Genomic DNA, 25,140 nt, shown 5'->3' on the forward strand with positions numbered 1-25,140 from the left:
GTTTTGGTTTATTTAATATTAATCTGCCAGCTTTTATGATAACTTTCATCTTCGATTGCCAGTGCGTCTTCAGTTAACATCAGAGGACGGAAAGGATCAATCATGACAGCCAGTTCTTCTGTGTTTTCCTTACCGATCGATTTTTCGACTGTGCCAGGGTGTGGTCCGTGAGGAATACCTCCGGGGTGAAGTGTGATTTGTCCTTTAACTACACTTTTTCTGCTCATAAAATCACCATCTACATAGTATAAAACCTCATCACTGTCTACATTACTATGATTATAAGGTGCAGGAATAGATAGCGGATGATAATCAAATTTGCGGGGTACAAAAGAACAGATGACAAAGTTGTGTCCTTCAAAAGTCTGGTGTACCGGTGGTGGCTGATGAAGACGACCGGTAATAGGTTCGAAATCATGAATAGAGAAAGCCCACGGATAATGGAAACCGTCCCAGCCTACAAAATCAAAAGGATGTGTACCATAAGTATAAGGATACATTAATCCCTGTTTTTTGATCAGTACCTTAAAATCACCGAATTCATCAATCGTTTCCAGGTCAGCGGGTCTTCTGATATCACGTTCACAATAAGGTGAATGTTCCATCAGCTGGCCATATTCATTTCTGTAACGTTTTGGCGACCGGATAGGGCTGAAGCTTTCAACGATAAATAAGCGGTTCTTTTCGTCATCAAATTCCATCTGGTAAATAGTGCCGCGGGGTACGACCAGATAATCACCATAGCCAAAACGAATCTTTCCGAAGCCTGTTTTTAAAGTACCTGATCCTTCATGGATGAAGATAACCTCATCGGCCTGACTGTTTTTATAGAAATAATCAGTCATGGATTTTCTTGGTGCGGCAAGAGAGATATGCAGATCGCTGTTAACCAGTACCGGTTTTCTGCTTTTCAGATAATCATCTTCAGGAGCAACATTGAAACCGATCAGGGAAGTATGTTTTAAATGCTTCTCTCTGGCAATTTTTGGCTCTACAGAATAAGGTTCACCAAGCGATTTAACGATGGTTGGCGGGTGACAGTGGTAAACAAGCGAATACAGGCTTGAAAATCCTTCAGTGGAGACCAGTTCCTCAGCATAGAGCTCACCATCAGGCTTTCTAAAAACAGTGTGCCTTTTAGGGGGAATGGTTCCTAAGGTATGATAAATAGGCATATCTATAGGTTATAAATTGGTTAAAATATAGGATGGATAGAAAACGCGAGAACGTTTAATATACTTGGGCTTTAGGAAAAAGCTTAAATGGAATATTGTGCAAAAATGATCTTAGAGAGCATAGCATACCTGAACCCGGCCAGTACTTGGCTGGCAATACGATCCTGATATTTTAATTTGCGCTTTGTCATTGTTGCGAAGGCTAATTTAAGAATTATATTATTAGCGATCAAATTTATACCATATATTCTATTGTCATTTATTTTTAACGCTCCTGTTCATTGTGAGCTAAATTCTCTAGCTTTGACCAGCTGTACTATACATTGTGCTACCAAACATAAAACTATATGAAATTAGTATCCTACAAAACAGAAGACAGAGAACATCTTGGTGTTTTCATCAACGGACATATCTATAATCTGCATTCTTGCGATAAGCAGATACCAAATGATATGAACGGGTTTTTAAAAGATTCAGAAGTATTGATGGAAAGAGCATTGGCTATCGATGCTAAAATTAAGTCGGGAGAAATAGAGCCTAAAGAAGAAGCGTTTTATGAAGTTGTAGCTCCGGTTCCGCACCCAAGTTCGTGCAGAGATGGTTATGCTTTTCGTCAGCATGTTGCTGCCGCGCGCAGAAACCGTAAGGTGGATATGATCCCTGAATTTGATCAGTATCCTATATTTTATTTTACCAACCATAATGCTATTCAGGGGCCGGGAGAAATTGAATGTATGCCCGATCATTTCCAGAAGCTGGATTTTGAACTTGAGGTAGCTGTTGTTATCGGTAAAAAAGGAAGAAATATTAAAGCTGCAGAGGCTGACGCTTATATCGCAGGATATATGATTATGAATGACATGAGTGCCAGAACGTTGCAGATGGAAGAAATGTTGTTAAACTTAGGTCCTGCGAAAGGAAAAGACTTCTCTACTGTTATCGGGCCGTGGTTGGTTACTCCGGATGAGCTGGAAGTTTATAAAGTGGCTCCTAAAGCAGGGCATACCGGAAACAGCTATAACCTGGAGATGACCTGTTCAGTAAATGGAAAACAGGTTTCTGCGGGAAATACTGCTGATATGGACTGGACATTTGCAGAAATTATTGAGCGCTGTGCTTATGGTGTCGATATTTTACCAGGTGATGTAATCGGTTCTGGTACAGTAGGAACAGGATGTTTTCTTGAACTTAACGGTACTGGATTATTAAACAATCCGGACTTTAAACCGCAATGGTTACAGGATGGTGATGTGGTAGAAATGGAAATTACCGGTCTTGGCCGTTTGAGTAATACAATCCGTAAAGTTGATACTGATTTCTCTATTTTAGCCCTTAAAAAATAATGCTGACAGTTAAAACTTCAGACTTAAGTCCGGCGCAGCTGCAAAACTATTTGCAGTATGCAGTTGCGCCCAGACCTATATGTTTCGCTACTACTATTGATAACGAAGGAAATATCAATCTGAGTCCTTTCAGTTTCTTTAATATGTTCAGTACCAATCCGCCGCTGTGTATTTTCTCTCCGGCAAGAAGAGTACGTGATAATACGACAAAACATACCCTGGAGAACGTTCTGGAGGTAAAGGAGTGTGTGATTAATATAGTGAACTATCCGATGGTTCAGCAGACCAGTCTGGCTAGTACCGAGTATGCAAAAGGAATAAACGAGTTTGAGAAAGCTGGTTTGACAATGCTTCCTTCAGAACTGGTCCGGCCACCCCGGGTGGCAGAGGCTCCTGTTCAAATGGAATGTATTGTTACCGAGGTGATCCATCTCGGAGATAATCCCGGTGCCGGTAACCTGATTCTTGCAGAAATAAAGCTGATTCACATTAAAGAAGAGATTTTAGATGCTGACGGTAAAATTGATCAGGCAAAGATAGATCTGGTTGCCCGTTTAGGCGGAGACTGGTATTGCAGGGTAACAGCCGATAACCTGTTTAAAGTGGCTAAACCTTTAACTACGTTGGGTATAGGGGTAAATGCTTTACCACATGGTGTAAGAAATTCTTATGTATTAAGCGGTAATGATCTGGGGATGCTGGGAAATATAGAAAAGATACCAGCTGAAGAGGAAATCGATCTGATCAGAAGCCATGCTGCTGTAAAAGAAGTTCTCGACGCTACCATTGGCGATAGTGTGAACCGTCAGCGTGAGCTGCATGAAGTAGCCAGAGAAATGCTTAGCAGGGGTGAAGTGCTTGATGCTTTGAAGGTGGTCTTGCTGGAAAGCTAATTATTAAAGAATACTGACTGCTTTCATCAGCCGGCTTTTGTAATAAGGATTAAGGGTGGTTACGGTTACTCCATGTGCTTTACCAGAGGTAGAGTGGATGAATTTTATCGTATCGCCTTCAATATCTGCAATAATGCCGACATGTCCTACTACACGTCTTCTTGGGTTGGTCCCTGTGAAAATAAGCACATCACCAACCTTTGCATTTTCCAGTTTAACAGGTGTTCCCGTCTGATTAAATTCTGTAGAAGAGCGTGGAACATTAAATCCGAAGTTATGGAATACATAACTGACAAAGCCCGAGCAGTCGAACCCTATAGCCGGATTGCTTGATGCATATCTGTAAGGAATACCAATCAGTGTTTTTGCGAAACCTATCAATTGATTAGAGGTCTTATTAGCGACCATCTTTTTAAGTAATTCCTGATACTTTACAGGGACGGTCTGCGACTTGCCTGATGCGGCAAACAGAGCTACGAAGCAGAATAATAACAGGCTTTTCTTCATATATCGCCCGCTAAGTTATCAAAATATTTCACAAAGCAATAAAAAAGCAGTTGATTATCATGAGTTAACAGGGACAAGTGTGGTGTTGCCGGCAACAGGTTGGTAATGCTAAACAGTGTAAGCGGTCGGGGTTGGTATAGGGTTGGTATACCCCGGGGGTATACCAACCCTATACCAACCCCGAACAGCAACAAGTCTTAAAGTACCCTTTGATCAGTTAACCGTACATAAAAAAAGCGCCTTGCTCTGTGAAGTGAACCCCAAAAGTTTTTGTCCAACTTTTGGGGTTCACTTCACTGTAGCAAGGCGCTTTTTTATTCTTTTAGAAAATCCAGCTATGGAGTAGTCACGGCAACAGGAATAATCTTACCGTTGAAAAACTTCTGACCGGTTTTAGCAAAGTCTGCCACATATTTCCCCATTTCAAAAGCCATCACCGGAGACTGGTAACCTGGAAATGCCTGTTCAAGCATTTCTGTCTGAGCAGAACCCAGTGCCAGGCAGTTTATTTTGATCCCTGTGTCAGCCAGTTCAAAAGCCAGACACTCCGTAAGTGTGTGTAAAGCTCCTTTACTTGAGGAGTAAGCTGCAAGTCCCGGGAACTTAACGCTTCCCTGAAAACCGCCCATACTGCCAATATTTACAATATGACTTCCACTATTCATTAACGGAAGCAGATTTTTGATCATATTAAAATGTCCGGTTACATTACTCTGAAACATTTCATTTAAATCGGCTGCAGAAGTCTCCAGGAAGGGTTTGTTAATTAATGCCCCGGCATTATTGATCAGGATATCTACTGTACCCAGTCTTTCTTTCAGAAAAGGTACCAATGCAGCATAGTCATCATGAACAATATCAAACTCTACCGGCAGCAATGTACAGTCCGGATTAATTCCTTTGGCTATTTCTAATAATTTTCTGAGTTTATCAGCAGATCTGGCAATACATACGACTTTATTTTCAGTCTGTAAAGTAAATTCTAAAGCAGCTTCAAAGCCTATTCCGCTGCTTGCTCCTGTTAATACAATATTCATTTTAGTCTTCTTCTGTAATTAGTTGGGTAACAGGGTTTTCAATAACATGGAGCCCGTCATGAATCAGTTTCTGGTGTCCGGGTTCGGCCAAAGCTTTTGTTTCCAGGTAATTCCTGATTTCTTTTTCCAGTTCCGGATGAGTTCCTTTATAATGTACGATTTCCAGTATTTCCAATGCAGAAAGCCAGTCCTGCGTATAAGTTGTTTTCAGCGCATTAAATAATGACGGTAATCTTTCTTCGTTATTTCCTCCCTCTCTGATCTGTCTTACTTCCTTATAGATATTATGCAGTTGATTGGTGGCTTCATCATAAACAATCTTTTCAGTTTGTTTATCACTGATATAAGTGATTTCCTCATAGGCACCTTTATCTGCGGCACCATTGAATACCGAGACAATCTTATCGCCTACAGCCATATCATAAGTACCCCATTCCGGCTGGAAAAGAATATTTCCATTACTTTCTTTAACGGTACAGTCTTCAAAAGTGATTAGGATAATACGATCTTCAGCTTTATAAACAGCTTTTACAACACCGTTTACCCGGATACCACTTTCAAAAAGAAGTTCAGCAGTATTTCCTTCTATAATTCCATGCGCATAAAGTTCTTCACTGCCAAAGTTTTCTACCGGTGTAGCAGCACCTTTCAGTTTACCAACCGGAGAAGAGAAGCCGTCTTTATGGTAAAGTTTGCCATGACCTTCCAGTTGTTTATCCGCTATAGCCAGGGCAGACGGACCAGTGGTTTTGATGAAAATAAGTTCACCGGCATCATTGAGTCCCATATCACTGAATACGCCGGTTACCTGTAAACCTGAACTGTAAACTGCCGTAGCAGGGTTTTTGGAGTCAATTGCCTTGCGGATACTTTCGGCTCCGCCTTTTCTGAAGGCCATGGTATTGGCAAATTGTTCCAGTACATCGATCAGATTTTGAAAGGTTTCAGTTACAAAAAGCTGAGGCTGGGTTTTGGTAATATCGTACGAATAGTTAATCGTATCTATAGTATAAGGCAGTTTCTTTACCTCCTTGGTCATACAGCTTGAACTTTCTCCAATGGAAGAAAGCAGGCCTGCACCATATATTTTAGGGTCAGTCAGACTGCCGATCAAACCATATTCTACTGTCCACCAGTGTAACCTGCTGAGCAGAGCCATTTCTGAAGGTTCGCCCATGTTGGCAGAAATTTCCTTCAGCTGTTCTTCAGCTTTGGTAATTTCAAATTCAGGGACATCAACAGCTTCTTTTAAGATAGAAAGCGCACGTATGGCCTCATATAATTCAAAATCTTTAGCCGAAAACATAGCTTTGGCACCAATAGAGCCGATATAGCTCAGGTAGCTATTATAATCCGCGTCAGCAATAATAGGGGCATGTCCTGCCGACTCATGGATAATATCCGGAGCTGGTGTATATTCAATATGATTAATCTGACGAATGTCTGCCGCAATAACAAGTACATGGTAGGCCTGATATTCCATAAAAGCTGCCGGAGGAATAAATCCATCTACTGTAACTGCGCCCCAGCCCAGTTTACCCAGGTTGTCATTCATGGTTTGCAGGTCAGGGATATATTCAATGCTCAGGCCCGCACGCTGCAGACCTTTGATATATGGATAGTAGGCAACATCTTTCAGATAACTATAATTCTGGCGCATAACATAACGCCAGACTGCCTGGTCAACAGGCGTGTATTTAGCATAGTTCTGATCTACGATAAATTGCCTGAGATGCCTGGGAAGCTGGGCTACCCTGGGGTTGTTAAAGTCGTTAAAATCGCTCATTGCTGTTTATATTTGTGTTTGTCTAAAGATAAGGCTGACGCCAGGATTTATCAAGGAAACCGTAATGCTTTTACTTCTAAATGATTTATTTTTTTACCTTGAAAGAAAAGTGCTTCTGGCTAAAATAACTGAATACAGCAAGGATGACTGTACAGATGATTTTTGCAATAGTGGGATAGAGATGACAGGTTTCTACCAATACTTTCAGCATTGCGAAATTAAGCAGAATATTCGTGGCTACTACTGTGCCATAGCGAAAAAGCTGTATTCTCCCTTTTAATTGTGATTGGGTAAATACCAGGTATTTATTAAGGGCAAAGCCGATGATAAAAGTGATTACAGATTCTATAATCAGTGCTGCAACCGGGGCAGTAATCATTCCCGGAGGAAATGGCAGATCAACATGCTGCTGGTGCAGGATGAAATTATAGACGATATAATAAACTATAATTCCTGTTGCGGCTGTCGTACCACCAGAAATAATATATCTGAAAGTATGCAGTGACACCCAGCGTGAAAAAGGCGGATGGAAAAAGTCTATAAATCTGAGTACAGCTTTGCGCATGGGGGATTACAATTCAATAAAAGGGCGCAAGTTAGGAATTGATATCCGATATCGAAAATAACAGCTCATATTAACGTGTTGGTGGTGCAGAAATAAAGTCTATCACCGCACAGTATTTGTATCCCGGATGTGTACTGATATTGACGCCAACAAGACTTAAATTATAGCTTGTTCCAAGAATTGTTTTCCGGTGTCCAAGATCCGGGACATTTTTATCGAGTAATAGCATACATACATTAGCCAATCCTTTAGAAAAACCAAAGGCCAGGTTTTCTGAAACTGCTCTTTTGGGATAATATTTCCATATTCTGTCAGATACTGATCTCCCGTCACTTGAATTATGACCGGCAAGATTATTTTTTTTCATGTCTTTGGCATGTTGCTGTGAAATCCAGGTCAGCGTTTCGTCCGGACTGAATAATGTCAGACCTTTAATATCCTTAAGATCTTTTTCCAGACCTCTGTAGTATCTGTCTTTTCGGTTGATTTTTAGCTCGTTGTAATTGCTGTATTGCTGCATATCTACATTGTATGCTTCTACGAAGTCCTGGAAATAGGTGTTGAAAAACTTTTCCCCGTCGGTACGTGCCAGATTCATATAAAGAATAATTTTCTTTTCTTCTTCGTTCAGGTAACTCGTGTTTTTGGCGGTATTCGCATTTTCGAGTTCTTCAGTTGTCCAGGTTTTGGCCGATGACTGTGCATTAGTCACATTTATGCCTGAAAAGAAGAGAAGGAATGCTATAAGGATGAATTTCATGTTAAGGTTAACGGCATAAGGTCTGTTTAATTATCTGCTGTTAACAATAATAAGACCATGCTTTGCAGATATTGGAAATTAGGGCACTTTTGAATTGTTTCGGAGGTGAAATTTTGTGCAAAAGGTCAGCGATTAATTTTTTTGTATAAAAAAAGCCTTCTCTTTATAGAGAAGGCTTTTGAATGAATATATGCTGATCTGTTAAATCTGTCTTAACAGATTTTTCCAGCTTACTTTATTAGCAATCAGTTCTTCCAGATCTTTGATGTCAATTCTCTGCTGCTCCATGCTGTCACGGTGACGGATAGTTACGGTATCGTCTTCCAGTGTCTGATGATCAACAGTGATACAGAAAGGTGTACCGATTGCATCTTGTCTGCGGTAACGTTTTCCGATTGAATCTTTCTCTTCATAAACGACATTGTAATCCAGTTTCAGATTATCCATGATCGTTTGTGCTTTTTCCGGTAAACCGTCTTTTTTGGTTAATGGTAAAATAGCTGCTTTTACCGGAGCAAGGCATGGGTGTAAATGAAGTACAATGCGACTGTCAGTTTTTTCGCCATCGCTCAGATCCTGATCTTCGAAAGCACCGATCATGGTCAGCAGGAACATACGGTCAAGACCAATAGAAGTTTCAATTACATATGGAATATAGTTGCCATAAGGTTTTCCGTCTTCATTCAGGTCATTATCGAAGTATTGCATTTTCTTACCTGAAAACTCCTGGTGTTGTTTTAAATCGAAGTCTGTACGGCTATGGATACCTTCAACTTCTTTGAAGCCGAATGGGAATTCAAATTCGATATCAACTGCTGCATTTGCATAATGTGCAAGTTTAGCGTGATCATGATATTTATATTTTGCAGGATCTGTACCTAATGCAGTGTGCCATTTAAGACGTGCTTCTTTCCAGTAGGCATACCATTTCATTTCCTCGCCCGGACGTACAAAGAATTGCATTTCCATTTGTTCAAACTCACGCATACGCATGATGAACTGACGTGCAATTACCTCGTTTCTGAAAGCTTTACCGATTTGTGCAATACCGAAAGGAATTTTCATTCTTCCTGATTTCTGAACATTCAGGAAGTTTACAAAAATACCCTGTGCAGTTTCAGGACGTAAATATACTTCTTCAGCGCCTTCTGCCATTGCTCCGAACTGTGTACTGAACATCAGGTTAAACTGACGTACATCAGTCCAGTTTTTTGTTCCGCTTACAGGACAGGCAATTTCATGCTCTTCAATCAATACTTTAAGCTGTGGCAGGTTTTCAGCTTTAAGGGCCTCATCCATATCAGCCTGTAATTTTGCTGCTTTATCTGTTTTTCCGTCCTTTTCATAACGGGTAATTTTATCTTCTAATAACTGGTCAGCACGGTAACGTTTTTTCGAATCTTTATTATCGATCATCGGATCGCTGAATCCGTCTACGTGGCCGCTGGCTTTCCATACTTTCGGATGCATAAAGATTGCAGAGTCAATTCCTACAATGTTTTCATGCATCTGAACCATAGATTTCCACCAGTAAGTTTTGATGTTATTCTTTAGTTCAGCACCTAACTGACCATAATCATAAACGGCACTTAAGCCATCATAAATTTCGCTGCTTTGAAATACGAAACCATATTCCTTGGCGTGGGAGATCACATTTTTAAATTGTTCGTCGTTATTTGTTTTGGCCATAATACTGCAAATATAGAATTTGGAGGGTAATTTTAACATATATTAAATACGAATTATTACTTTTGAACTGATAGTTATCTGCTATCAGTCACAATTAAAATTAGCCCATTGAGTATAAAGGTAGAAGGACTGTCAAAAACATATGGTCAGCAAAAAGCAGTAGATAATATCAGTTTCGAGGCTACGGCAGGCAAAATTCTTGGTTTCCTGGGGCCAAACGGAGCGGGTAAATCTACAACCATGCGTATGCTGACCGGTTATTTACAGCCAACTTCAGGAAAATCCAGTTTAGGTGGTTATGATACGCAGCTTCAAAGTCTTGAAATGCGTCGTATTCTGGGTTATCTGCCAGAAAATACGCCTTTATATACAGATATGTATGTTCGGGAATTTCTGACTTTCGTAGCAAATACCTATCAGCTGAGTCATACAGAAATTAAGGTAAGGGAAGTCATTGAAAAGGTAGGACTGGGAGAGGAGCAGCATAAAAAGATTGCTATGCTGAGCAAGGGATATAAGCAGCGGGTTGGATTGGCACAGGCAATTATTCATGATCCTGAGATCTTAATTCTGGATGAACCTACAACGGGCCTGGACCCTAATCAGCTGTCGGATATCCGTGAACTGATCAGAAATCTGGGCAGGGATAAAACTGTAGTTCTTTCCACACATATTATGCAGGAGGTTGAAGCTCTTTGTGAACAGGTCGTGATTATCAGTAAAGGAAAAATTGTAGCAGATTCGTCATTAATTGATCTTAAAAAACAACATAAAACTGACTCTTTGGAGGATTTGTTCAGGGTGCTAACTAGTTGATATGTAGTTTTTTGAGTATCTTATTTTAGTTTGGCCGGCTTTTTGTTTAATCTATAGTGGATTATATCCGCTAACTTAAATAAGAAAATATGAAAAGGTTATTTTTACTAACAGCTATAGCAGGAATTTTTGCATTCTCAAACGTTTCAGCTCAGAAAAAAGATCCTGCAATGTCAGGTCAGAAATTAGGTATTGGTGTTGATTTTGGATTGCCAACTGGTAACTTTAACAACGCTTATAAATTAGGAGTAGGTGGTTCATTATTATTCCAGACACCGGTTGCACATAATTTAAATTTTACTGCCAGTGCAGGATATCTTAGTTTTTCAGGTAAATCTATTAGTTTAGGTTCATTGGGAACTTATAAGGCACCTAATTTTGCTGCTATTCCAGTAAAAGCTGGTTTAAGATATTTCTTAGCAGAAAATGTGTTTGTTGGTGGTGAGCTGGGTGCTGCTTTCGGTACTAGTACTGGTGCAGGAACTTCATTTATTTATACACCAAATTTAGGAGTAGAATTCCCGGTTGCAGACAAATCAACAATTGAATTAGGCGCAAGATATGAGTCATGGTCTAAAGATGGTGCTGCAAGATTCGTAGGCTTCAGGTTAGCTTATAACTTCGGTATATAATTTGGATATTATATAGTCGGGTTTTAAACCTTAATACTCGAAAAGGGCTGTCATAAATTGTGACAGCCCTTTTTTATTTCATTTGTTTTCTTTTGATGATGATAACAGAGGTTACTTCAGGCCGTTATAAATTTTAACTCGCTTATTTCTAATTATTTGTTTATTAAGTTTTCTTGTTAATTGTTTTTTGTTTAGTCTTGCTGTTAATTTAATATCTAAACAATTAACACAAAATGAAAAAGTTATTCTTATTAACGGCTATTGCCGGAGTTTTTGCATTTGGTAATGTATCAGCTCAAAAAATTAAAGGCCCGAAGTTAGGTATCGGAGCTGATTTTGCTATTCCTGTCGGGAACCTGAGTAATGGTTATAAATTTGGTTATGGAGGATCTTTATTATTTCAAACTCCAATTGCACCAAAATTGAATTTTACAGCCTCAGCTGGCTATCTGAGTATGGTTGGTAAGACTTTAGACTTTTATTACGGGAATTACTCATTATCCGGAAAAGTCCCTAATTCAAACGTAATTCCAGTAAAAGTCGGAGCAAGATATTTTGTTACAGACAGTTTTTATGCAGGTGGTGAGGTTGGCGCTGCTTTTGTTTCAGAAGATGGTGATAACGGAACTGCTTTCGCCTATGCGCCGGGTATTGGTTTAGAGCTTCCTCTGGCTAATAAAAAGGCAGTTGATTTAGGTGTAAGATACGAAGGATGGTCAAAAAATTCTTCAGTAGGATTTTTTGGTTTGAGAGTTGCCTATAATTTTGGAATATAAACCGGAATTGATCAGACAGATTTTAAATCTTAAATAAAAAAGGCGTCTTAAATTATAATTTAAGACGCCTTTTCTTTAAAATAATACCAGTCCGTACGGACGGTAAAATATCGGCATGTGTAGTTAAAACGAGTTTATCTCTGGTATTTCCAGTTTCTGGATTTTCCTTCAGTTATCCATTCCAGGGCTGTGTCCATCCGTTTATTTCTTGTGGCTTCAGTTTTTGCCTCGCTGAACCATTCCAGGTAATCCTTTTTCTGCGAATAGCTGAATTTCTCAAAATTGATTCCAGCCTGAGGGACACTAACCAGTCTCTCCACAAAATCATCAGGAACCTGTAAAGCTACTTTTGGGGCTGCTGGCTTTTTGGGTACCTTGACACCTTCTTTATTCAGAATCACAGCGTTTTGTATATAAGTGATCAAAACATCATCGCCTGGCAAATCTTCTACAGATTCAAGTTTACCCAGGTGACCCATAGAATGCGGTTTATCTTCACCTGTCAGGTGACGCAGATCGGGGATCAGAGAAGCTTTCCAGAAACCAAAAGAACAATGGTTTTTAAAAGCAGCCATGCCACAGACAGGTCCTTTATAATCGAAGTGCGGACAACCCCACTTAATGGTTTCAATAATTTCGGGACAGGCCTCATGCACAAGCATTCTGAGGTGGTTTAATATCGGCTGTGCAAATGCTGCAGCGTTATCAATATAAAGATCGATGCGGTTGTCATATTTTCCCATGGCCTGTATCAATTAATAGATTATAATAATAATGGTTACTAAATTAGTCAAAAATGTGTTTTTATCTATGGTATGATGTAATCTAATATAAGACTGCTATACTTTCCCATTCTCCCGATATTTACTAACTTCGGCAACATTATAATTTTTCATGTACGCAGTATTTAAACGCGAATTATTCAGTTTATTAAATTCATTAATGGCTTACATCACTATTGGTGTATTCCTGCTGGTTTCAGGCTTGCTACTCTGGTTTTTTCCGGATACTTCAATTCTTGAATATGGTTATGCTGAACTAAACGGCTTTTTTAGTCTCACTCCATTTTTATTTATGTTTCTGATCCCTGCAATTACGATGCGCTCTTTTGCAGAGGAACGCAGAGAGGGTACCTATATTTTGCTGGCCAGCAGACCGCTTACAGACTGGCAGATTATTCTGGCTAAATACCTGGCTTGTTTTACCCTGATCCTCTTTGCCCTGATTCCTACCTTATTATATTATTATACCATCGTGCAGCTTGGTATGCCGAAAGGTAATATAGACGGAGGGGCCGTTGCCGGATCTTATATAGGTTTGTTATTATTGGGAGCCGCTTTTGCTTCCATTGGTGTTTTTGCATCATCGGTTACTAAAAATCAGGTTATTGCTTTTGCCGTGGCCGTTTTATTGTCTTTTATCGCTTATAGTGGTTTTGATTCACTGGGTAAGATTTTCTCTGCCACTGTGTTTGAAGATATATTTGTTTGGCTGAGTATCAATGAACATTTTCAATCCATGAGCAGGGGAGTACTTGATACACGTGATCTGGTTTATTTTATCTCTTTTATTTTATTGTTTCTGGGGATAACCCGGATAGTGATTGGAGGTAGAAAATGGTAAATAAGCAAATAAAGATCCGTATGCTGTTTTTTGCAGCACTGCTCATCTTTTTAAATTTAATAGCCAGTCATTTTTATACCCGTTTTGATTTTACGAAGGAAAAAAGGTTTACGTTAAATCCTAAATCCAAAGCTGTTTTAGCTAAAGCAAAACAAGAAATTACAGTTACCGTATTTCTGGATGGAGAACTACCTGCTGCTTTTAAACGTTTACAGCGGGCCACAGCAGATTTACTGAATGATTATAAGGCTACTTCGGGAGTAAAAATTAATGTAGTATTTACTGATCCGGTCAGTGGACTGGCACAGCAGGAACAGGATACGGTTTTGAGTAATTTATACCGCATCGGCATTGAGCCTACCAATCTGAATATTAAAAATGAAGCGGGTTTTACGCAGAAAACAATCTTCCCTATGGCTATTGTACAAGCCGGGGACAGACAGATTGCGGTTAAACTGCTTCAGAATCTTGATGCAGGCGGAGGATATGAAGATAATATCAATAATTCTATTCAAAACCTGGAATATGTTTTTACTTCCGCCATTAAAAAAGTAAGCACAGGAGAGAACCCGCGTATTGGTTTTACAGAAGGAAACGGAGAACCTTCAGATCTGTATCTGAGTGATGCGATGAAATCCCTGTCTGATAGTTATGAAGTAGGGCGGGTAGATTTGAATCAGATCAGTAAACAGGGACTGGATAAACTCAAAATCCTTTTTATTACCAAACCTCAGCGTGAGTTTTCTGAAGCTGTAAAATATAAAATCAATTATTTTGTGATGAATGGCGGCAGGGTAGTCTGGAGTCTTGACCAGGTGAGTGCAAGTCTGGATAGCCTGAAGGGTAAAGGTGAGCAACTGGCTTTTAATAATAAGCTGAATCTCGATGATCAGTTATTTATGTATGGTGCCAGAATAAATTATAATCTGGTAGCTGATCTGAATTGTGCAGAGATTCCGGTAGCGATGAGGGGCGGAGCAGGGCGTGATATACAAATGGCTCCATGGATTTATTATCCTGTACTGGTTCCGGACACGTCGAATAATATAGTCAGAAATATTGATGGAGTAAAAACTGAATTCCTGAGTACAGTAGACACAATCGGGGTAAAAGGTATACGTAAAACAGTTATTCTGCGTACCTCTCCTTATCATATCGTTTATCAAACACCTAAATTACTCACTTTAGCTACTGTTGCTGAAACACCTGATCAGAAGTTATATTCAAATCCGGCGCAAAATGCTGCAGTTTTGCTTGAAGGTGTTTTTCCTTCAGTGTTTGCAAACCGCGCAGTCCCTGCAGGAATAACGGAAAACTACGGCGTTCCGGGGCAAAGTAAAAATACCAGAATGATCGTAATTGGTGATGGAGATATTTTTCTGAACCAGGTGAGCGGACGTGATGGTTCTGTTTTTCCTCTTGGTTTTGACAGGTATACCCAAAGAAATTTTGGGAACAAGGCTTTTCTGCTAAATATTGCAGATTATTTATCCAGTGACGATAATTTAATTGAATTAAGGAATAAAGAGGTTAAGGTCAGGCTGCTGGATAAACAGCTTTTGAGACAATCAAAAACCAAATGGCAGTTTATTAATCTTATTTTACCATTATTACTGTTAATATTGTTCGCAATTTTTCAACATTATTACCGCAAGTATAAGTATGCAAGGTAATTTTTATATTTTTGAGAACTGACAAGATCATATTATGAGATTTATTGTATCCACATCAACGCTATTAAAACATTTACAAACGGTTAATGGTGCTTCAAGCAGCAGTACTGTTTTGCCGATACTGGAAAATTTCCTTTTCGAGATTAAAGACGGAAGTTTAACGATTTCCGCTACAGATTTGCAGACAAGTATGACTACTTCTTTACCTGTTGAATCAAAAGAGGGCGGAAAAGTTGCTGTACCTTCAAGAATCTTATTAGATACTTTGAAAACGCTTCCTGATCAACCTATTTCTTTCAATATTGATGATGCTACATTTTCTATTGAAATTAGTGCAGGTGACGGAAAATACAAACTGAGTGGCGAAAACGGAGATGATTTTCCTAAAATTCCGGTAGTAGAAAACGCTTCATCAGTAAACCTGCCTGCTTCAGTGCTGACAGAAGCCATTACCAAGACTATTTTTGCTGTAAGTAATGACGAGCTTCGTCCGGCAATGACTGGTGTTTTTTGCCAGTTATCTGATCAGTTTATCACTTTTGTAGCTACTGATGCTCACAAACTGGTAAGATACAGACGTATGGACAGCAAAGCAGATAAAACAGCTTCATTCATTCTGCCTAAAAAAGCACTTACTTTATTAAAAGCAGCTTTACCTTCAACAGATATTAATGTATCGGTTGATTATAATGCAACCAGCGCATTCTTCAAATTTGAGAATATCAACCTGGTATGTCGTTTAATCGATGAGCGTTACCCTGATTATGAAGCAGTAATCCCTGCTAACAACCCGAATAAACTAATTATTGACAGAGCTTTATTCCTGAATACACTGCGTCGTGTAGTTATTTTTGCTAATAAAACAACTCACCAGGTAAGATTAAAAATCAATGGAAGTGAACTGAATATCTCTTCTGAAGATCTTGACTTTGCTAATGAGGCTCATGAGCGTTTAAGCTGTCAGTATCAGGGTGAAGACCTGGAAATTGGTTTTAACGCACGTTTCCTGATCGAAATGCTGAGTAACCTTTCTGGTGAGGAAGTAACTTTAGAACTTTCTACGCCAAACCGTGCTGGTTTACTGATTCCTCAAACCAATGACGAAAACGAAGATGTCCTGATGCTGGTTATGCCGGTTATGCTAAACAACTATAATTAATTTTATATAAAATTTATCTGAACGTCATTATATGCGGAAATAAACACGCTATAATGACGTTTGCTATGTTACACTATGGACATCATCAATCAGCTGATACAGTTTATTCTGCACACAGATGTAGAATTGGTTAAGCTGGTAAGCAATTACCAGACCTGGACCTATCTTATTTTATTCATTATTATTTTTGCCGAAACCGGATTTGTTGTCACTCCATTTTTGCCCGGAGACTCGATGCTATTTGCTGTAGGCGCATTAATTGCCAAAGGAAATACCGGTCTGGAAATCTGGATTATGTTTTTTATTCTGTCTGTGGCAGCTATTGTGGGCAACAGTTTAAATTACCGTTTAGGCAGTTTCTTTGGGGTAAAAGTCTTCAAGGAAGGAAATAAAATCTTAAAACTTGAGTATTATAACAAATCACATATGTTTTTTGAAAAACATGGTGGTAAGGCTATTATATTCAGCCGTTTTCTACCGATTTTCAGAACTATAGCTCCTTTTGTTGCTGGTGTGGCAAAAATGCCATTCGGCAGATTTACCTATTATAATATCATCGGTGGATTGGGATGGATTGGAAGTTTATTGTTCGCAGGATTTTTACTGGGACAGATTCCTGTAGTAAGGGATAACTTCTCTATCGTGATTTTAATTATAGCGGTAGTCACATTTGCTCCTGTGATCTTTGCAGCAGTAAAATCAAGATTTAAATCTAAAGAAATCATAGAGAATTAATTTTCTCTGCCAATAATTTTTCCGGAGCTGAACTTCCTGTTCAGCTCCATTGTTTCTCTCTCTGCTGCCAGATCAGGCTTTGTTTTAATCATATTTTCCAATTGTGGCTGCCCGGCATCTACCCAGGCTGAATACCAGAAGGAGCCTATAGCCAATACTGAAGCCCTCATTTGCTTTTCTACCATTTTATTCATCGCCTCATGATAACTGCGGGCATATTCAAAAGAGTATTGTTTCATCACCTGTTTATTCCTTTTGGAGTAGCTGTACTTTCTGTAAGAAGGAAAACGTCTGTTCAGTTCAGCTTCTGTAACTAAGGCACTATCAACCAGCTGATGAGTATGTCTGATAATTTTCCAGGTTTCCTTTAACGGATCATCAATGTAAAGGGCTCTTCCTACTAAAAAGTTATAGGTTCCGGCAAATAATTCAGGTAAGCGGCTTTCCCAGAAAGCATGGATGCCATACTGATTACTGAGTTGTCCGTTATGGTTTTCTGTAGTGTGCAGCGGGACATGAGCATCTGCAATATAATGTCCCAGAAATGCAGAATGGATCAGGATCTTTACAGAATCTTTTAATTTAAAAGCACTGACCAGCTGAAAATAGGTGCGTTGAATCTGCCAGGGCAATATTCCATTTTTATTTAATTGACTTATGCCGTATTTTTTTACAGCATCATTCCATTTAGCCGGGATACTGTCAATTTGTGTTTCATATAGCTCCACATCAAGATAATGCCTTGGTGCTTCAGCTGTATCTGCATAACGTCTTTTATCTGCGTCTGTCGCATGATCTGCCAGGTAATGTATATTGGACTTGTAAAATCTGCTCATCCCGGTAGGCAGCGTAAATACAGCGAGCCGGTTAATACGGATATGTGCAAAAAAGCCCCATGAGCCTGTAAGCAATGTAATAGCCGAAAGAATTACGAAAATGAAAGGTCTTTTCATTTTCGTAAAACTAATTCTAATCCTGAATATTCTGGTAATTAATCTGTCTGAGGGACTAATCGATAGCTTTCCCTTTCATGGCTTTAGAAACAGCCATGTCCATTAACCGCTCTGCAAAAGGGCGGGTAAATTCATTCAGTTCATCTGCTTTTTTAAGGATATTGTCTTTGCTTCCTTCATTCAGCGCATCTCTTAAAGCAGTAATATATACTTTTGTATTTTCTAATTCTTCAGGAGTCAGGACGAAACTGTTTTTCTCTATGAAACGTTCTGCGGTATAAGCCAGCTGTTCTCCTTCGCCACGTGCTTCAATCAGCATCCGTTGCGCTACATCGCTTTCTGCATGTGTAATACTGTCAATCAGCATTTTCTCTACGGTATCATCCGTAAGGCCGTAACTTGGGGTAATATCTATTTCCTGTTTCACACCCGAGCGCAGTTCAACTGCCTGAACGGTTAATATTCCGTCCGCATTCAGAATAAAGTTAATATCTACTTTTGGCATACCTGCAGGCATAGAAGGGATGCCTTTTAAGTCAAACTCAGCCAGTTTCCTGTTTTCTTTAACCAGGTCACGCTCTCCCTGATAAACAGAAATCTTCATATTCACCTGGCCATCAATAGAAGTGGTATACTGGCGACCGGCCTTTGTAGGTACTTTAGCATTTCTGGCAATAATTACGTCCATCAGCCCACCCATCGTTTCAATTCCGAGAGAAAGCGGGGTGACATCCAGCAACAGAATATCTGAACGGTTACCAGCAAGGATGTCTGCCTGTATGGCTGCTCCCAGGGCTACTACTTCGTCAGGATTAATCTGATCGTGCGGCTTACGGCCAAAGAATGCCTCTACCTGTGCTTTTACATAAGGGGTACGGGTAGAACCGCCTACCATCACTACTTCGTCAATAGCTTCGATAGTTAATTTAGCATCTTTCAGGGCCTGTTTGCAGGAGTTTAAAGTCTCGGTAACTTTGGCTTCGATTAACTGCTCAAATGTATGCCTGTCAAGAGTGAACCAGATATCATCTGATTTTTCATTGAACAGATTCTGTGTGCTTAGGGCCTTTTTCGCTTCCTCCGCTTTTAAACGCAGTTTTTGCATTAAACCTGAATCTGCTGACAGTGTTGTGGTATCTATATTGTTTTTTTCTATCCAGTAATGAACAATTGCACGGTCAAAGTCATCGCCACCAAGAAAAGTATTTCCATTGGTTGAAAGCACTTCAAATATGCCATTCTGAATAGCAAGGATAGAAACATCAAATGTTCCTCCGCCCAGGTCATATACTGCAATCGTTTTTTGTTCTGCAGGATCAAGACCTATTCCATAAGCCAGACTTGCTGCTGTAGGTTCGTTAACAATTCTTAAAACATCAAGTCCTGCCAACCGGCCAGCATCTCTCGTAGCCTGGCGCTGGCTATCGTTAAAATAAGCAGGAACGGTAATCACAGCACGGTTGACCGGCGTTTTTAAGGCATGTTCAGCCCTTGCTTTCAGCTCTTTTAAAATCTCTGCTGATAATTCAATCGGGGTATAGAATTTATCACCGGCCTGTATTTTAACCAGTGAATCATTGCCTTCGTCTATCAGTTTATAGGAGAAAGTATCCTGGTGGCCCGCAATATCTTTATAAGACCTGCCCAGTAAACGTTTAACTGAAAATATAGTATTGGCCGGATCGGTAATCAGAAATTCTCTGGCTTCATTACCTACCAAGGTATCTCCTGCAGCATTAAAATGGACTATGGAAGGGACTAATAATCCTTTTCCGGTGTCATTAATAACTTTAGGATTTTTATCGGGATCTATAAAGGCTACCAGACTGTTGGTCGTTCCTAAATCAATACCTACGATAATCTCTTCTTTTTGTAAAGAACCTGTTGCCAGGTTGATGGATATCTTTGCCATAATTATGGCAAATTTAGGAATGTTTTATCCTTTTTTTGTATCAGGGGCGTAATGTTTTGGCCAATTCCTTTTTATGGAGATTAAATACCCATAAAACAATGTCCTGATAACTATCTGTTCCTTTAGTCTGGTTATTGATTTTAAGAAATTTGTCAAAAGCGGCTCCAAGGTATCCGGACATTTCAGAATTATACTTTTTCCAGAATTCCTGTTCCCGGAGGAAATCTGCAAGGGTAGCTGCATTTATTTTTTTATACAGTGCACCATAATCTTCAGGAGATTTAATTCTGATTTCCAAAAGGACATTCCGCAGGATATTATAATAACCTGAGTACTGAAAATTAAGGTCTGTACTGCCGGTGCTGACCAGATAGCCTACCAGGTTAGCTTCGTCTTCACGTGCAACGCCCAGTTCATGAGAAATTTCATGACAGGTAATAAAGGGCAAATCTATTGCGGGAATACGCATATTGACATTAGCTTCTCCCGAAGGGGGAGCATAATAGCCTTCTATACCCATTTTTGTAATCATGAGATCCATAATCACTGCCTTTACTGCGGGAACTCTGTAGGTGAAAAAGGAATTGGTTCTGGCTAAACGGTCATAGGCAGATTTAGATCCGCTTTCCAGTTCTTTAATATTGAACTCTTTTTGTAAACCTTTCTTCTCTATTTCCTGCTTAATGGTATTTACCCGGCTAATGAGAAAATCGCCCAGTAAAACGAGATCTTTTGTGGTGTACTTTTGATTACTTATTCCTAATTGTCTGGAAACAGATGGTCTGGAATAGTTTAACCCCCAGAGAAGCTTGAATGCGATATACAGGATCAGTGTAAAACTGGTAATCTGAAGCGGGAAGAGAAATTGCAATTGTTGCTCAGGTGTTCTGTTCTTTATTTTTCTGATCGCTTTAAATACTGACCAGAGACAGTAAATGATTAACAGCAGATAGAGAAAATCGCCCACCGCAAAAGGAAACGGTGAGCTGATCAGACGTTGTGCGACCGAAGTCAGCTGGTAAATCCCGCTGGAATAAACTGCTTCTGTGAGCCCACTGTTCAATCCTAAAAGAAAGATGAGTAAAGCGATACAGCTCAGGATTATTAAACGACGGATTTTTGACTTGATCGCAGGGTTCATTTGCTATGTTATCGGTTGAAAGCTAATCGCTGTCCGGTTTTATTAGTCATAAACTTTCCTTTGTGGTAAGCCAGATTTCCTGAAATAAAGGTATGGGTAATATCTGCCTTGAAAGTCTGACCTTCAAAAGGAGACCATCCGCATTTATAAAGAATATTAGCTTTGGTAACTTTAACCGGGTCATTCAGGGCTACCAGTACCAGATCCGCCCAGTATCCTTCTCTGATATATCCTCTTCTGTCAATCTGGAAACAGGTAGCTACGTTATGTGCTGTTTTTTCAACTATTTGTTCCAGTGAGATTTTTCCCTGGTGATACATTTCAAGCAAAGCAGAAAGTGCATGCTGTACTAATGGTCCTCCTGCCGGAGCTTTCAGATAAGACTGTGCTTTTTCTTCTGAAGTATGAGGGGCATGATCTGTTGCAATCACATCGATATGGCCATCTAAAACACCTTTCAGAATGGCATCTCTGTCTGCAGCGGTTTTAACAGCCGGGTTCCATTTAATCAGGTTTCCTTTTTCTGCATAATCCTGATCGCTGAACCATAAATGGTGAACACAGGCCTCGGCAGTAATTCTTTTAGCTGCCAGTGGTGTAACAGCGTCGAATAAAGCAATTTCTTTTGCGGTAGAGATATGCAGAATATGAAGACGGGTATTGTGTTTTTTTGCAAGGGAAACAGCAAGAGATGAAGATAGATAACATGCTTCGGCATTACGGATCAGCGGATGCATATCTATAGTGATGTTTTCTCCGTATTTCTCTTTGAAAGCAGCCATATTAGTCCTGATAGTCAGCTCATCTTCACAGTGAGTAGCTACCAGTATCGGTGCTTCCCTGAAAATATTGTCTAATACCTGTTCGTTATCGACCAGCATATTTCCGGTAGATGAACCCATAAATACTTTGATACCGCACACTTTTGCCGGATCAGTTTTCAGGACTTCTTCAATATTATCGTTTGAAGCTCCCATGAAAAAGGAATAGTTGGCCAGTGAAAGTTCTGAGGCAATCTTATATTTATCTGCTAATAACTCCTGTGTTAAAGTATTAGGGACAGTGTTAGGCATTTCCATAAAGGAAGTAATTCCTCCGGCTACGGCAGCCATGCTTTCTGTAAATATGTCTGCTTTATGGGTTAAACCAGGTTCTCTGAAGTGTACCTGATCATCAATCATTCCGGGTAACAGGTGTAACCCTTCTGCATTGATTTCCTGATCTGCGGACCTGTTTATCTCCGGACTGATTTCTTCAATTAATCCGTCTTTGATAAATACGTCCGCAACATATATTTTTCCTTCGTTAACTAAGGTTGCGGCTTTTATAAGGATGGTGTTCATATTGTCAAATCTAAGGAATTTGATGCAATATTTTTTAACGTGATTGAGATCGGTAATCTGGCAAAACATGGAATATACGATTATTTTTGTACTGGTTCCTGTCATAACCAATTTAAACCCAATTAATATGACTAATTTTGGAGATGATTATTAAACACGTACTAACCAAAACACAGGAAAGCTTTATTAAGAAACACAAGATCCCGGCAGAATTGCTGGTTGACGCACAGGGAGAGGGGATGACAGAAGAGCTTAAGCAGCGTATGCAGGAGACAAATACAGTTTTTGCCTACAATACTGTTGGTTGTATTAAAGATGATAATCATAATTTCAAAACTATCGGAGGTCATTGTCCGCAATGTGAGCCGGGTAAAATCGCACTTTTGCTAAGAGAGTGTGAGGCTGGTTTCATTTATATTGCCGGATCAAGAAAAGGAACTTTAATCAAAGTTGGTTCTACCACCAATGTCCTTGACAGAATTAAAAGTTTAAATATGCCTAAGACAAAGTTCGCCGGTTTTGATGACTGGGTACTTTTATTTGATGCGAAAACTTCCATGCAGGGTAGAAGTGAACGTAAAATTCAACAGAGACTGAGCGAGAATAAAGTTCAGTATCAGGTTGAAAAAAGTGGAAAATCAACTGATGGTGGTGAGTTATACAGATGTTCTTATAATAAGGCCAAGGATGCAATTACGGCTCTGGAAACTGAAGAATCTTTTGAATTTACTCAGGTGCATGAAAAAAGAGATTTAATTCCTGATTATCAATTCAAAAATTTAAAAGCAAGGGTACAGGCTGTGGAAGCTTAATCCTGTTTATAGATCTTTAGAGACATCTATTTGTTTGTGCTTAAAATAGACAGTTTTTTGGGGATCGGTTCCTTTAATTATTTTCATTTTTATAAATGAGGGGGTGGCAGAAATGAATTTCAATTTTATTTCTGCCATTTGTTCGAATTGATGATAGGCACCTAAAGGGAAATGAAACGGATTTCCATCGACTTCATCTTGAAATGAGGAGATCAGCATGAGCTTTCTGGAATTTGTATCGGGTTGCTCATAGCCAAAATGACGGTAGGTGAGCAGTGCTTTAGAGAACAAATCTTTTAGCGTGCTATCTTTCAAAGAGATAAACGCAGTCTCTTCTTTTATACCTTAACATTAATTTTTTCATAGCAGACAATTAACAAAGGTTTAGATTCCAGACTATCCCTTATCATAAAAATAACATTTAAACAGAGCTTAATTAGCTTCCTGTTAAAATATAGTATATTTGCAAAATGCCAAAAACATTCGAAGAGTTCAACCTTAACAGACAGATTTTAAATGCTGTCGCTGATGCAGGGTTTACGGTTGCAACTCCAATACAAGAAAAAGCAATCGCACCGGTTCTATCGGGACAGGATATTTTTGGTATCGCTGAAACGGGAACCGGAAAAACGGCAGCTTATGTGTTGCCTATATTAATGAAGCTTAAATATGCTCAGGGTGATGCTGCACGTGCTTTAATACTTGCGCCAACACGTGAACTGGCTATGCAGATTGCTGAACATGTTAAGATATTCTCTAAATATACAGATTTACGCTCGGTAGTTATTTTCGGAGGAATTGGCCCGAAAACACAGATTGAACAGATCAAAGCTGGTGTAGATATTATTATTGCTACTCCTGGCCGTTTCCTTGATATTTATCTGGCCGGACATATTAATACGCAGTATCTGAAATTCCTGGTATTGGATGAAGCGGATAAAATGATGGATATGGGCTTTATCGGTTCTATTCACAGAATTCTTGAAGTTGTTCCGCGTAAAAGACAAAACCTGCTTTTCTCAGCAACAATGAGTGATCTGGTTCATAAGATTGCAGGTGATTTTCTTAAAAATCCAACCATCATTGAAGTTGGCCAGCAGGCAACTCCGGCACAAACTGTTACACAGGGATTATATGAGGTTCCCAACTTTAAGACTAAAATCAATCTTTTACAGCATTTGCTGAAGAATGAGATAGAATTTAAACGTTTGATTATCTTTTGCAAGACCAAAACTGTAGCAGATAATATATTCAGTTTTATTGAACGCAGATATGGTGCTGAAGAAGTAAGAGTAATTCATGCGAATAAAGGACAGAATACAAGAATCAATTCAATTAATAGTTTTAAAGAAGGTCATATTCGTGTATTGGTAGCTACAGATGTAGCTTCACGCGGGATTGACGTGGCTGAAGTAAGTCACGTGATTAATTTTGACGTTCCTATTATTATTGAGGATTATGTTCACCGTATAGGCCGGACCGGAAGAGCTTATGCTAAAGGCGACGCACTTACTTTCTGTACTGAAGCTGAAAAATACTATATCAAAAAGATTGAGAAACTGATGCGTCAGGATATTCCTGTCATAGAGTTACCCAAGGAAGTTTTTGTAGAGGAAACTCCTTATGAAGAACGTCAGTATATAGCCAGGGAGATAGATAACCAGAAACGGAAAGATGATCCTGATTTTAAAGGGGCTTTCCATGAGAAAAAACATGCTGCTGCGATTGCTGCGGCTGCCGTTATCGCTGCGAAGAAAAAGATGAATAAAACTCCGGCCTGGAAGAAAAGAAAATTCAAAAAAACTTAATC

Annotated in this window: 24 protein-coding genes; 11 read left to right on the top strand and 13 right to left on the bottom strand. The window is 39.4% G+C overall.

The features are described 5' to 3' along the window. Positions 1-8: 8 nt before the first annotated feature. Positions 9-1,175 (bottom strand): homogentisate 1,2-dioxygenase, encoded by a 1,167-nt coding sequence (locus tag PL_RS20725; RefSeq protein WP_041885394.1) that lies wholly within the window; start codon positions 1,173-1,175, stop codon positions 9-11. A gap of 347 nt (positions 1,176-1,522) precedes the next feature. Here PL_RS20725 and PL_RS20730 point away from each other — a divergent pair, with 347 nt between their 5' ends. After that, positions 1,523-2,518, top strand: coding sequence for a fumarylacetoacetate hydrolase family protein (locus PL_RS20730; protein WP_041885396.1), 996 nt, complete (start codon positions 1,523-1,525; stop codon positions 2,516-2,518). Next, positions 2,518-3,411 carry a flavin reductase family protein gene (locus PL_RS20735; protein ID WP_041885398.1) on the top strand — a complete coding sequence of 298 codons (894 nt, stop codon included), beginning with the start codon at positions 2,518-2,520 and terminating at the stop codon, positions 3,409-3,411. Before PL_RS20730 ends, PL_RS20735 begins: the two co-directional genes overlap by 1 nt. 3 nt (positions 3,412-3,414) lie before the next feature. Here PL_RS20735 and PL_RS20740 read toward each other — a convergent pair whose 3' ends face one another. From PL_RS20740 to PL_RS20765, 6 genes are all read right to left on the bottom strand, one after another. Then, entirely contained in the window at positions 3,415-3,918 is a 504-nt protein-coding gene (locus PL_RS20740; protein ID WP_041885399.1) for a C40 family peptidase, read from the bottom strand. Between the two features lie 335 nt (positions 3,919-4,253). Beyond that, the gene (locus PL_RS20745) at positions 4,254-4,955 is read right to left on the bottom strand and encodes an SDR family oxidoreductase (RefSeq protein WP_041881309.1); all 702 of its coding nucleotides are present in this window, start codon (positions 4,953-4,955) and stop codon (positions 4,254-4,256) included. 1 nt (position 4,956) lies between these two features. Further along, complete coding sequence (locus PL_RS20750) at positions 4,957-6,741, bottom strand: aromatic amino acid hydroxylase (protein WP_041881306.1); 1,785 nt, start codon at positions 6,739-6,741, stop codon at positions 4,957-4,959. Positions 6,742-6,826: 85 nt separating this feature from the next. Beyond that, entirely contained in the window at positions 6,827-7,306 is a 480-nt protein-coding gene (locus PL_RS20755) for a GtrA family protein (RefSeq protein ID WP_041881304.1), read from the bottom strand. Between the two features lie 70 nt (positions 7,307-7,376). Next, complete coding sequence (locus PL_RS20760) at positions 7,377-8,066, bottom strand: CAP domain-containing protein (RefSeq protein ID WP_041881302.1); 690 nt, start codon at positions 8,064-8,066, stop codon at positions 7,377-7,379. A gap of 201 nt (positions 8,067-8,267) precedes the next feature. Then, entirely contained in the window at positions 8,268-9,755 is a 1,488-nt protein-coding gene (locus tag PL_RS20765) for a glycine--tRNA ligase (RefSeq protein WP_041881300.1), read from the bottom strand. A 108-nt stretch (positions 9,756-9,863) separates the two neighbouring features. Here PL_RS20765 and PL_RS20770 point away from each other — a divergent pair, with 108 nt between their 5' ends. From PL_RS20770 to PL_RS20780, 3 genes are all read left to right on the top strand, one after another. Continuing rightward, a complete protein-coding gene (locus PL_RS20770) occupies positions 9,864-10,571 on the top strand; it encodes an ATP-binding cassette domain-containing protein (RefSeq protein WP_041881297.1) in 708 nt (235 codons plus the stop codon). Between the two features lie 89 nt (positions 10,572-10,660). Then, positions 10,661-11,203, top strand: coding sequence for an outer membrane beta-barrel protein (locus tag PL_RS20775; RefSeq protein WP_041881294.1), 543 nt, complete (start codon positions 10,661-10,663; stop codon positions 11,201-11,203). Between the two features lie 233 nt (positions 11,204-11,436). Further along, positions 11,437-11,979, top strand: coding sequence for an outer membrane beta-barrel protein (locus PL_RS20780; protein ID WP_041881290.1), 543 nt, complete (start codon positions 11,437-11,439; stop codon positions 11,977-11,979). 134 nt (positions 11,980-12,113) lie between these two features. Here PL_RS20780 and PL_RS20785 read toward each other — a convergent pair whose 3' ends face one another. Continuing rightward, the gene (locus PL_RS20785) at positions 12,114-12,722 is read right to left on the bottom strand and encodes a YdeI/OmpD-associated family protein (RefSeq protein WP_041881312.1); all 609 of its coding nucleotides are present in this window, start codon (positions 12,720-12,722) and stop codon (positions 12,114-12,116) included. 151 nt (positions 12,723-12,873) lie between these two features. Here PL_RS20785 and gldF point away from each other — a divergent pair, with 151 nt between their 5' ends. The 4 genes from gldF to PL_RS20805 all read left to right on the top strand — a co-directional run bounded on the left by gldF (position 12,874) and on the right by PL_RS20805 (position 17,169). After that, positions 12,874-13,602 carry a gliding motility-associated ABC transporter permease subunit GldF gene (gene gldF / locus PL_RS20790; RefSeq protein WP_041881288.1) on the top strand — a complete coding sequence of 243 codons (729 nt, stop codon included), beginning with the start codon at positions 12,874-12,876 and terminating at the stop codon, positions 13,600-13,602. A gap of 20 nt (positions 13,603-13,622) precedes the next feature. After that, positions 13,623-15,275 (top strand): gliding motility-associated ABC transporter substrate-binding protein GldG, encoded by a 1,653-nt coding sequence (gldG, locus tag PL_RS20795; RefSeq protein WP_235324516.1) that lies wholly within the window; start codon positions 13,623-13,625, stop codon positions 15,273-15,275. Positions 15,276-15,309: 34 nt separating this feature from the next. Then, entirely contained in the window at positions 15,310-16,434 is a 1,125-nt protein-coding gene (gene dnaN, locus PL_RS20800; protein ID WP_041881282.1) for a DNA polymerase III subunit beta, read from the top strand. A 75-nt stretch (positions 16,435-16,509) separates the two neighbouring features. Next, entirely contained in the window at positions 16,510-17,169 is a 660-nt protein-coding gene (locus PL_RS20805) for a VTT domain-containing protein (RefSeq protein ID WP_041881280.1), read from the top strand. Here PL_RS20805 and PL_RS20810 read toward each other — a convergent pair. From PL_RS20810 to PL_RS20825, 4 genes are read right to left on the bottom strand one after another with little or no spacing between them, the layout of a single operon-like run. After that, the gene (locus PL_RS20810; RefSeq protein WP_041881279.1) at positions 17,166-18,122 is read right to left on the bottom strand and encodes a zinc dependent phospholipase C family protein; all 957 of its coding nucleotides are present in this window, start codon (positions 18,120-18,122) and stop codon (positions 17,166-17,168) included. The two genes, PL_RS20805 and PL_RS20810, sit on opposite strands and share 4 nt — an antisense overlap. Before the next feature lie 55 nt (positions 18,123-18,177). Continuing rightward, the gene (gene hscA / locus PL_RS20815; protein WP_041881276.1) at positions 18,178-20,034 is read right to left on the bottom strand and encodes a Fe-S protein assembly chaperone HscA; all 1,857 of its coding nucleotides are present in this window, start codon (positions 20,032-20,034) and stop codon (positions 18,178-18,180) included. A gap of 40 nt (positions 20,035-20,074) precedes the next feature. Further along, the gene (locus tag PL_RS20820) at positions 20,075-21,175 is read right to left on the bottom strand and encodes a DUF3810 domain-containing protein (protein ID WP_041881274.1); all 1,101 of its coding nucleotides are present in this window, start codon (positions 21,173-21,175) and stop codon (positions 20,075-20,077) included. Positions 21,176-21,183: 8 nt separating this feature from the next. Continuing rightward, positions 21,184-22,518 (bottom strand): dihydroorotase, encoded by a 1,335-nt coding sequence (locus PL_RS20825; protein WP_041881272.1) that lies wholly within the window; start codon positions 22,516-22,518, stop codon positions 21,184-21,186. A 143-nt stretch (positions 22,519-22,661) separates the two neighbouring features. Between PL_RS20825 and PL_RS20830 the strand changes: the two genes are divergently transcribed. Next, entirely contained in the window at positions 22,662-23,330 is a 669-nt protein-coding gene (locus PL_RS20830; RefSeq protein ID WP_041881271.1) for a GIY-YIG nuclease family protein, read from the top strand. Positions 23,331-23,336: 6 nt separating this feature from the next. Here the strand turns inward: PL_RS20830 and PL_RS20835 are convergent, their stop codons facing one another. Next, positions 23,337-23,645, bottom strand: a complete 309-nt coding sequence (locus tag PL_RS20835; RefSeq protein WP_041881270.1) for a hypothetical protein — start codon at positions 23,643-23,645, stop codon at positions 23,337-23,339. 155 nt (positions 23,646-23,800) lie between these two features. Between PL_RS20835 and PL_RS20840 the strand changes: the two genes are divergently transcribed. Continuing rightward, entirely contained in the window at positions 23,801-25,138 is a 1,338-nt protein-coding gene (locus PL_RS20840) for a DEAD/DEAH box helicase (protein ID WP_041881268.1), read from the top strand. The last annotated feature ends 2 nt before the right edge of the window (positions 25,139-25,140 follow it).

The sequence above is a fragment of the Pedobacter lusitanus genome, assembly GCF_040026395.1.
Lineage (GTDB): Bacteria > Bacteroidota > Bacteroidia > Sphingobacteriales > Sphingobacteriaceae > Pedobacter > Pedobacter lusitanus.

Excerpts from the sequence above, each read along its gene's own strand:
- PL_RS20805 (WP_041881280.1), top strand. The coding sequence starts at position 16,510 with ATGGACATCATCAATCAGCTGATACAGTTTATTCTGCACACAGATGTA.
- PL_RS20755 (WP_041881304.1), bottom strand. The coding sequence starts at position 7,306 with ATGCGCAAAGCTGTACTCAGATTTATAGACTTTTTCCATCCGCCTTTT.
- PL_RS20760 (WP_041881302.1), bottom strand. The coding sequence starts at position 8,066 with ATGAAATTCATCCTTATAGCATTCCTTCTCTTCTTTTCAGGCATAAAT.
- PL_RS20780 (WP_041881290.1), top strand. The coding sequence starts at position 11,437 with ATGAAAAAGTTATTCTTATTAACGGCTATTGCCGGAGTTTTTGCATTT.
- PL_RS20830 (WP_041881271.1), top strand. The coding sequence starts at position 22,662 with ATGATTATTAAACACGTACTAACCAAAACACAGGAAAGCTTTATTAAG.
- dnaN (WP_041881282.1), top strand. The coding sequence starts at position 15,310 with ATGAGATTTATTGTATCCACATCAACGCTATTAAAACATTTACAAACG.
- gldF (WP_041881288.1), top strand. The coding sequence starts at position 12,874 with ATGTACGCAGTATTTAAACGCGAATTATTCAGTTTATTAAATTCATTA.
- PL_RS20730 (WP_041885396.1), top strand. The coding sequence starts at position 1,523 with ATGAAATTAGTATCCTACAAAACAGAAGACAGAGAACATCTTGGTGTT.
- PL_RS20840 (WP_041881268.1), top strand. The coding sequence starts at position 23,801 with ATGCCAAAAACATTCGAAGAGTTCAACCTTAACAGACAGATTTTAAAT.
- PL_RS20740 (WP_041885399.1), bottom strand. The coding sequence starts at position 3,918 with ATGAAGAAAAGCCTGTTATTATTCTGCTTCGTAGCTCTGTTTGCCGCA.
- PL_RS20750 (WP_041881306.1), bottom strand. The coding sequence starts at position 6,741 with ATGAGCGATTTTAACGACTTTAACAACCCCAGGGTAGCCCAGCTTCCC.
- PL_RS20785 (WP_041881312.1), bottom strand. The coding sequence starts at position 12,722 with ATGGGAAAATATGACAACCGCATCGATCTTTATATTGATAACGCTGCA.
- PL_RS20735 (WP_041885398.1), top strand. The coding sequence starts at position 2,518 with ATGCTGACAGTTAAAACTTCAGACTTAAGTCCGGCGCAGCTGCAAAAC.
- PL_RS20810 (WP_041881279.1), bottom strand. The coding sequence starts at position 18,122 with ATGAAAAGACCTTTCATTTTCGTAATTCTTTCGGCTATTACATTGCTT.
- PL_RS20725 (WP_041885394.1), bottom strand. The coding sequence starts at position 1,175 with ATGCCTATTTATCATACCTTAGGAACCATTCCCCCTAAAAGGCACACT.
- PL_RS20825 (WP_041881272.1), bottom strand. The coding sequence starts at position 22,518 with ATGAACACCATCCTTATAAAAGCCGCAACCTTAGTTAACGAAGGAAAA.
- PL_RS20765 (WP_041881300.1), bottom strand. The coding sequence starts at position 9,755 with ATGGCCAAAACAAATAACGACGAACAATTTAAAAATGTGATCTCCCAC.
- gldG (WP_235324516.1), top strand. The coding sequence starts at position 13,623 with ATGCTGTTTTTTGCAGCACTGCTCATCTTTTTAAATTTAATAGCCAGT.
- PL_RS20775 (WP_041881294.1), top strand. The coding sequence starts at position 10,661 with ATGAAAAGGTTATTTTTACTAACAGCTATAGCAGGAATTTTTGCATTC.
- PL_RS20745 (WP_041881309.1), bottom strand. The coding sequence starts at position 4,955 with ATGAATATTGTATTAACAGGAGCAAGCAGCGGAATAGGCTTTGAAGCT.
- hscA (WP_041881276.1), bottom strand. The coding sequence starts at position 20,034 with ATGGCAAAGATATCCATCAACCTGGCAACAGGTTCTTTACAAAAAGAA.
- PL_RS20820 (WP_041881274.1), bottom strand. The coding sequence starts at position 21,175 with ATGAACCCTGCGATCAAGTCAAAAATCCGTCGTTTAATAATCCTGAGC.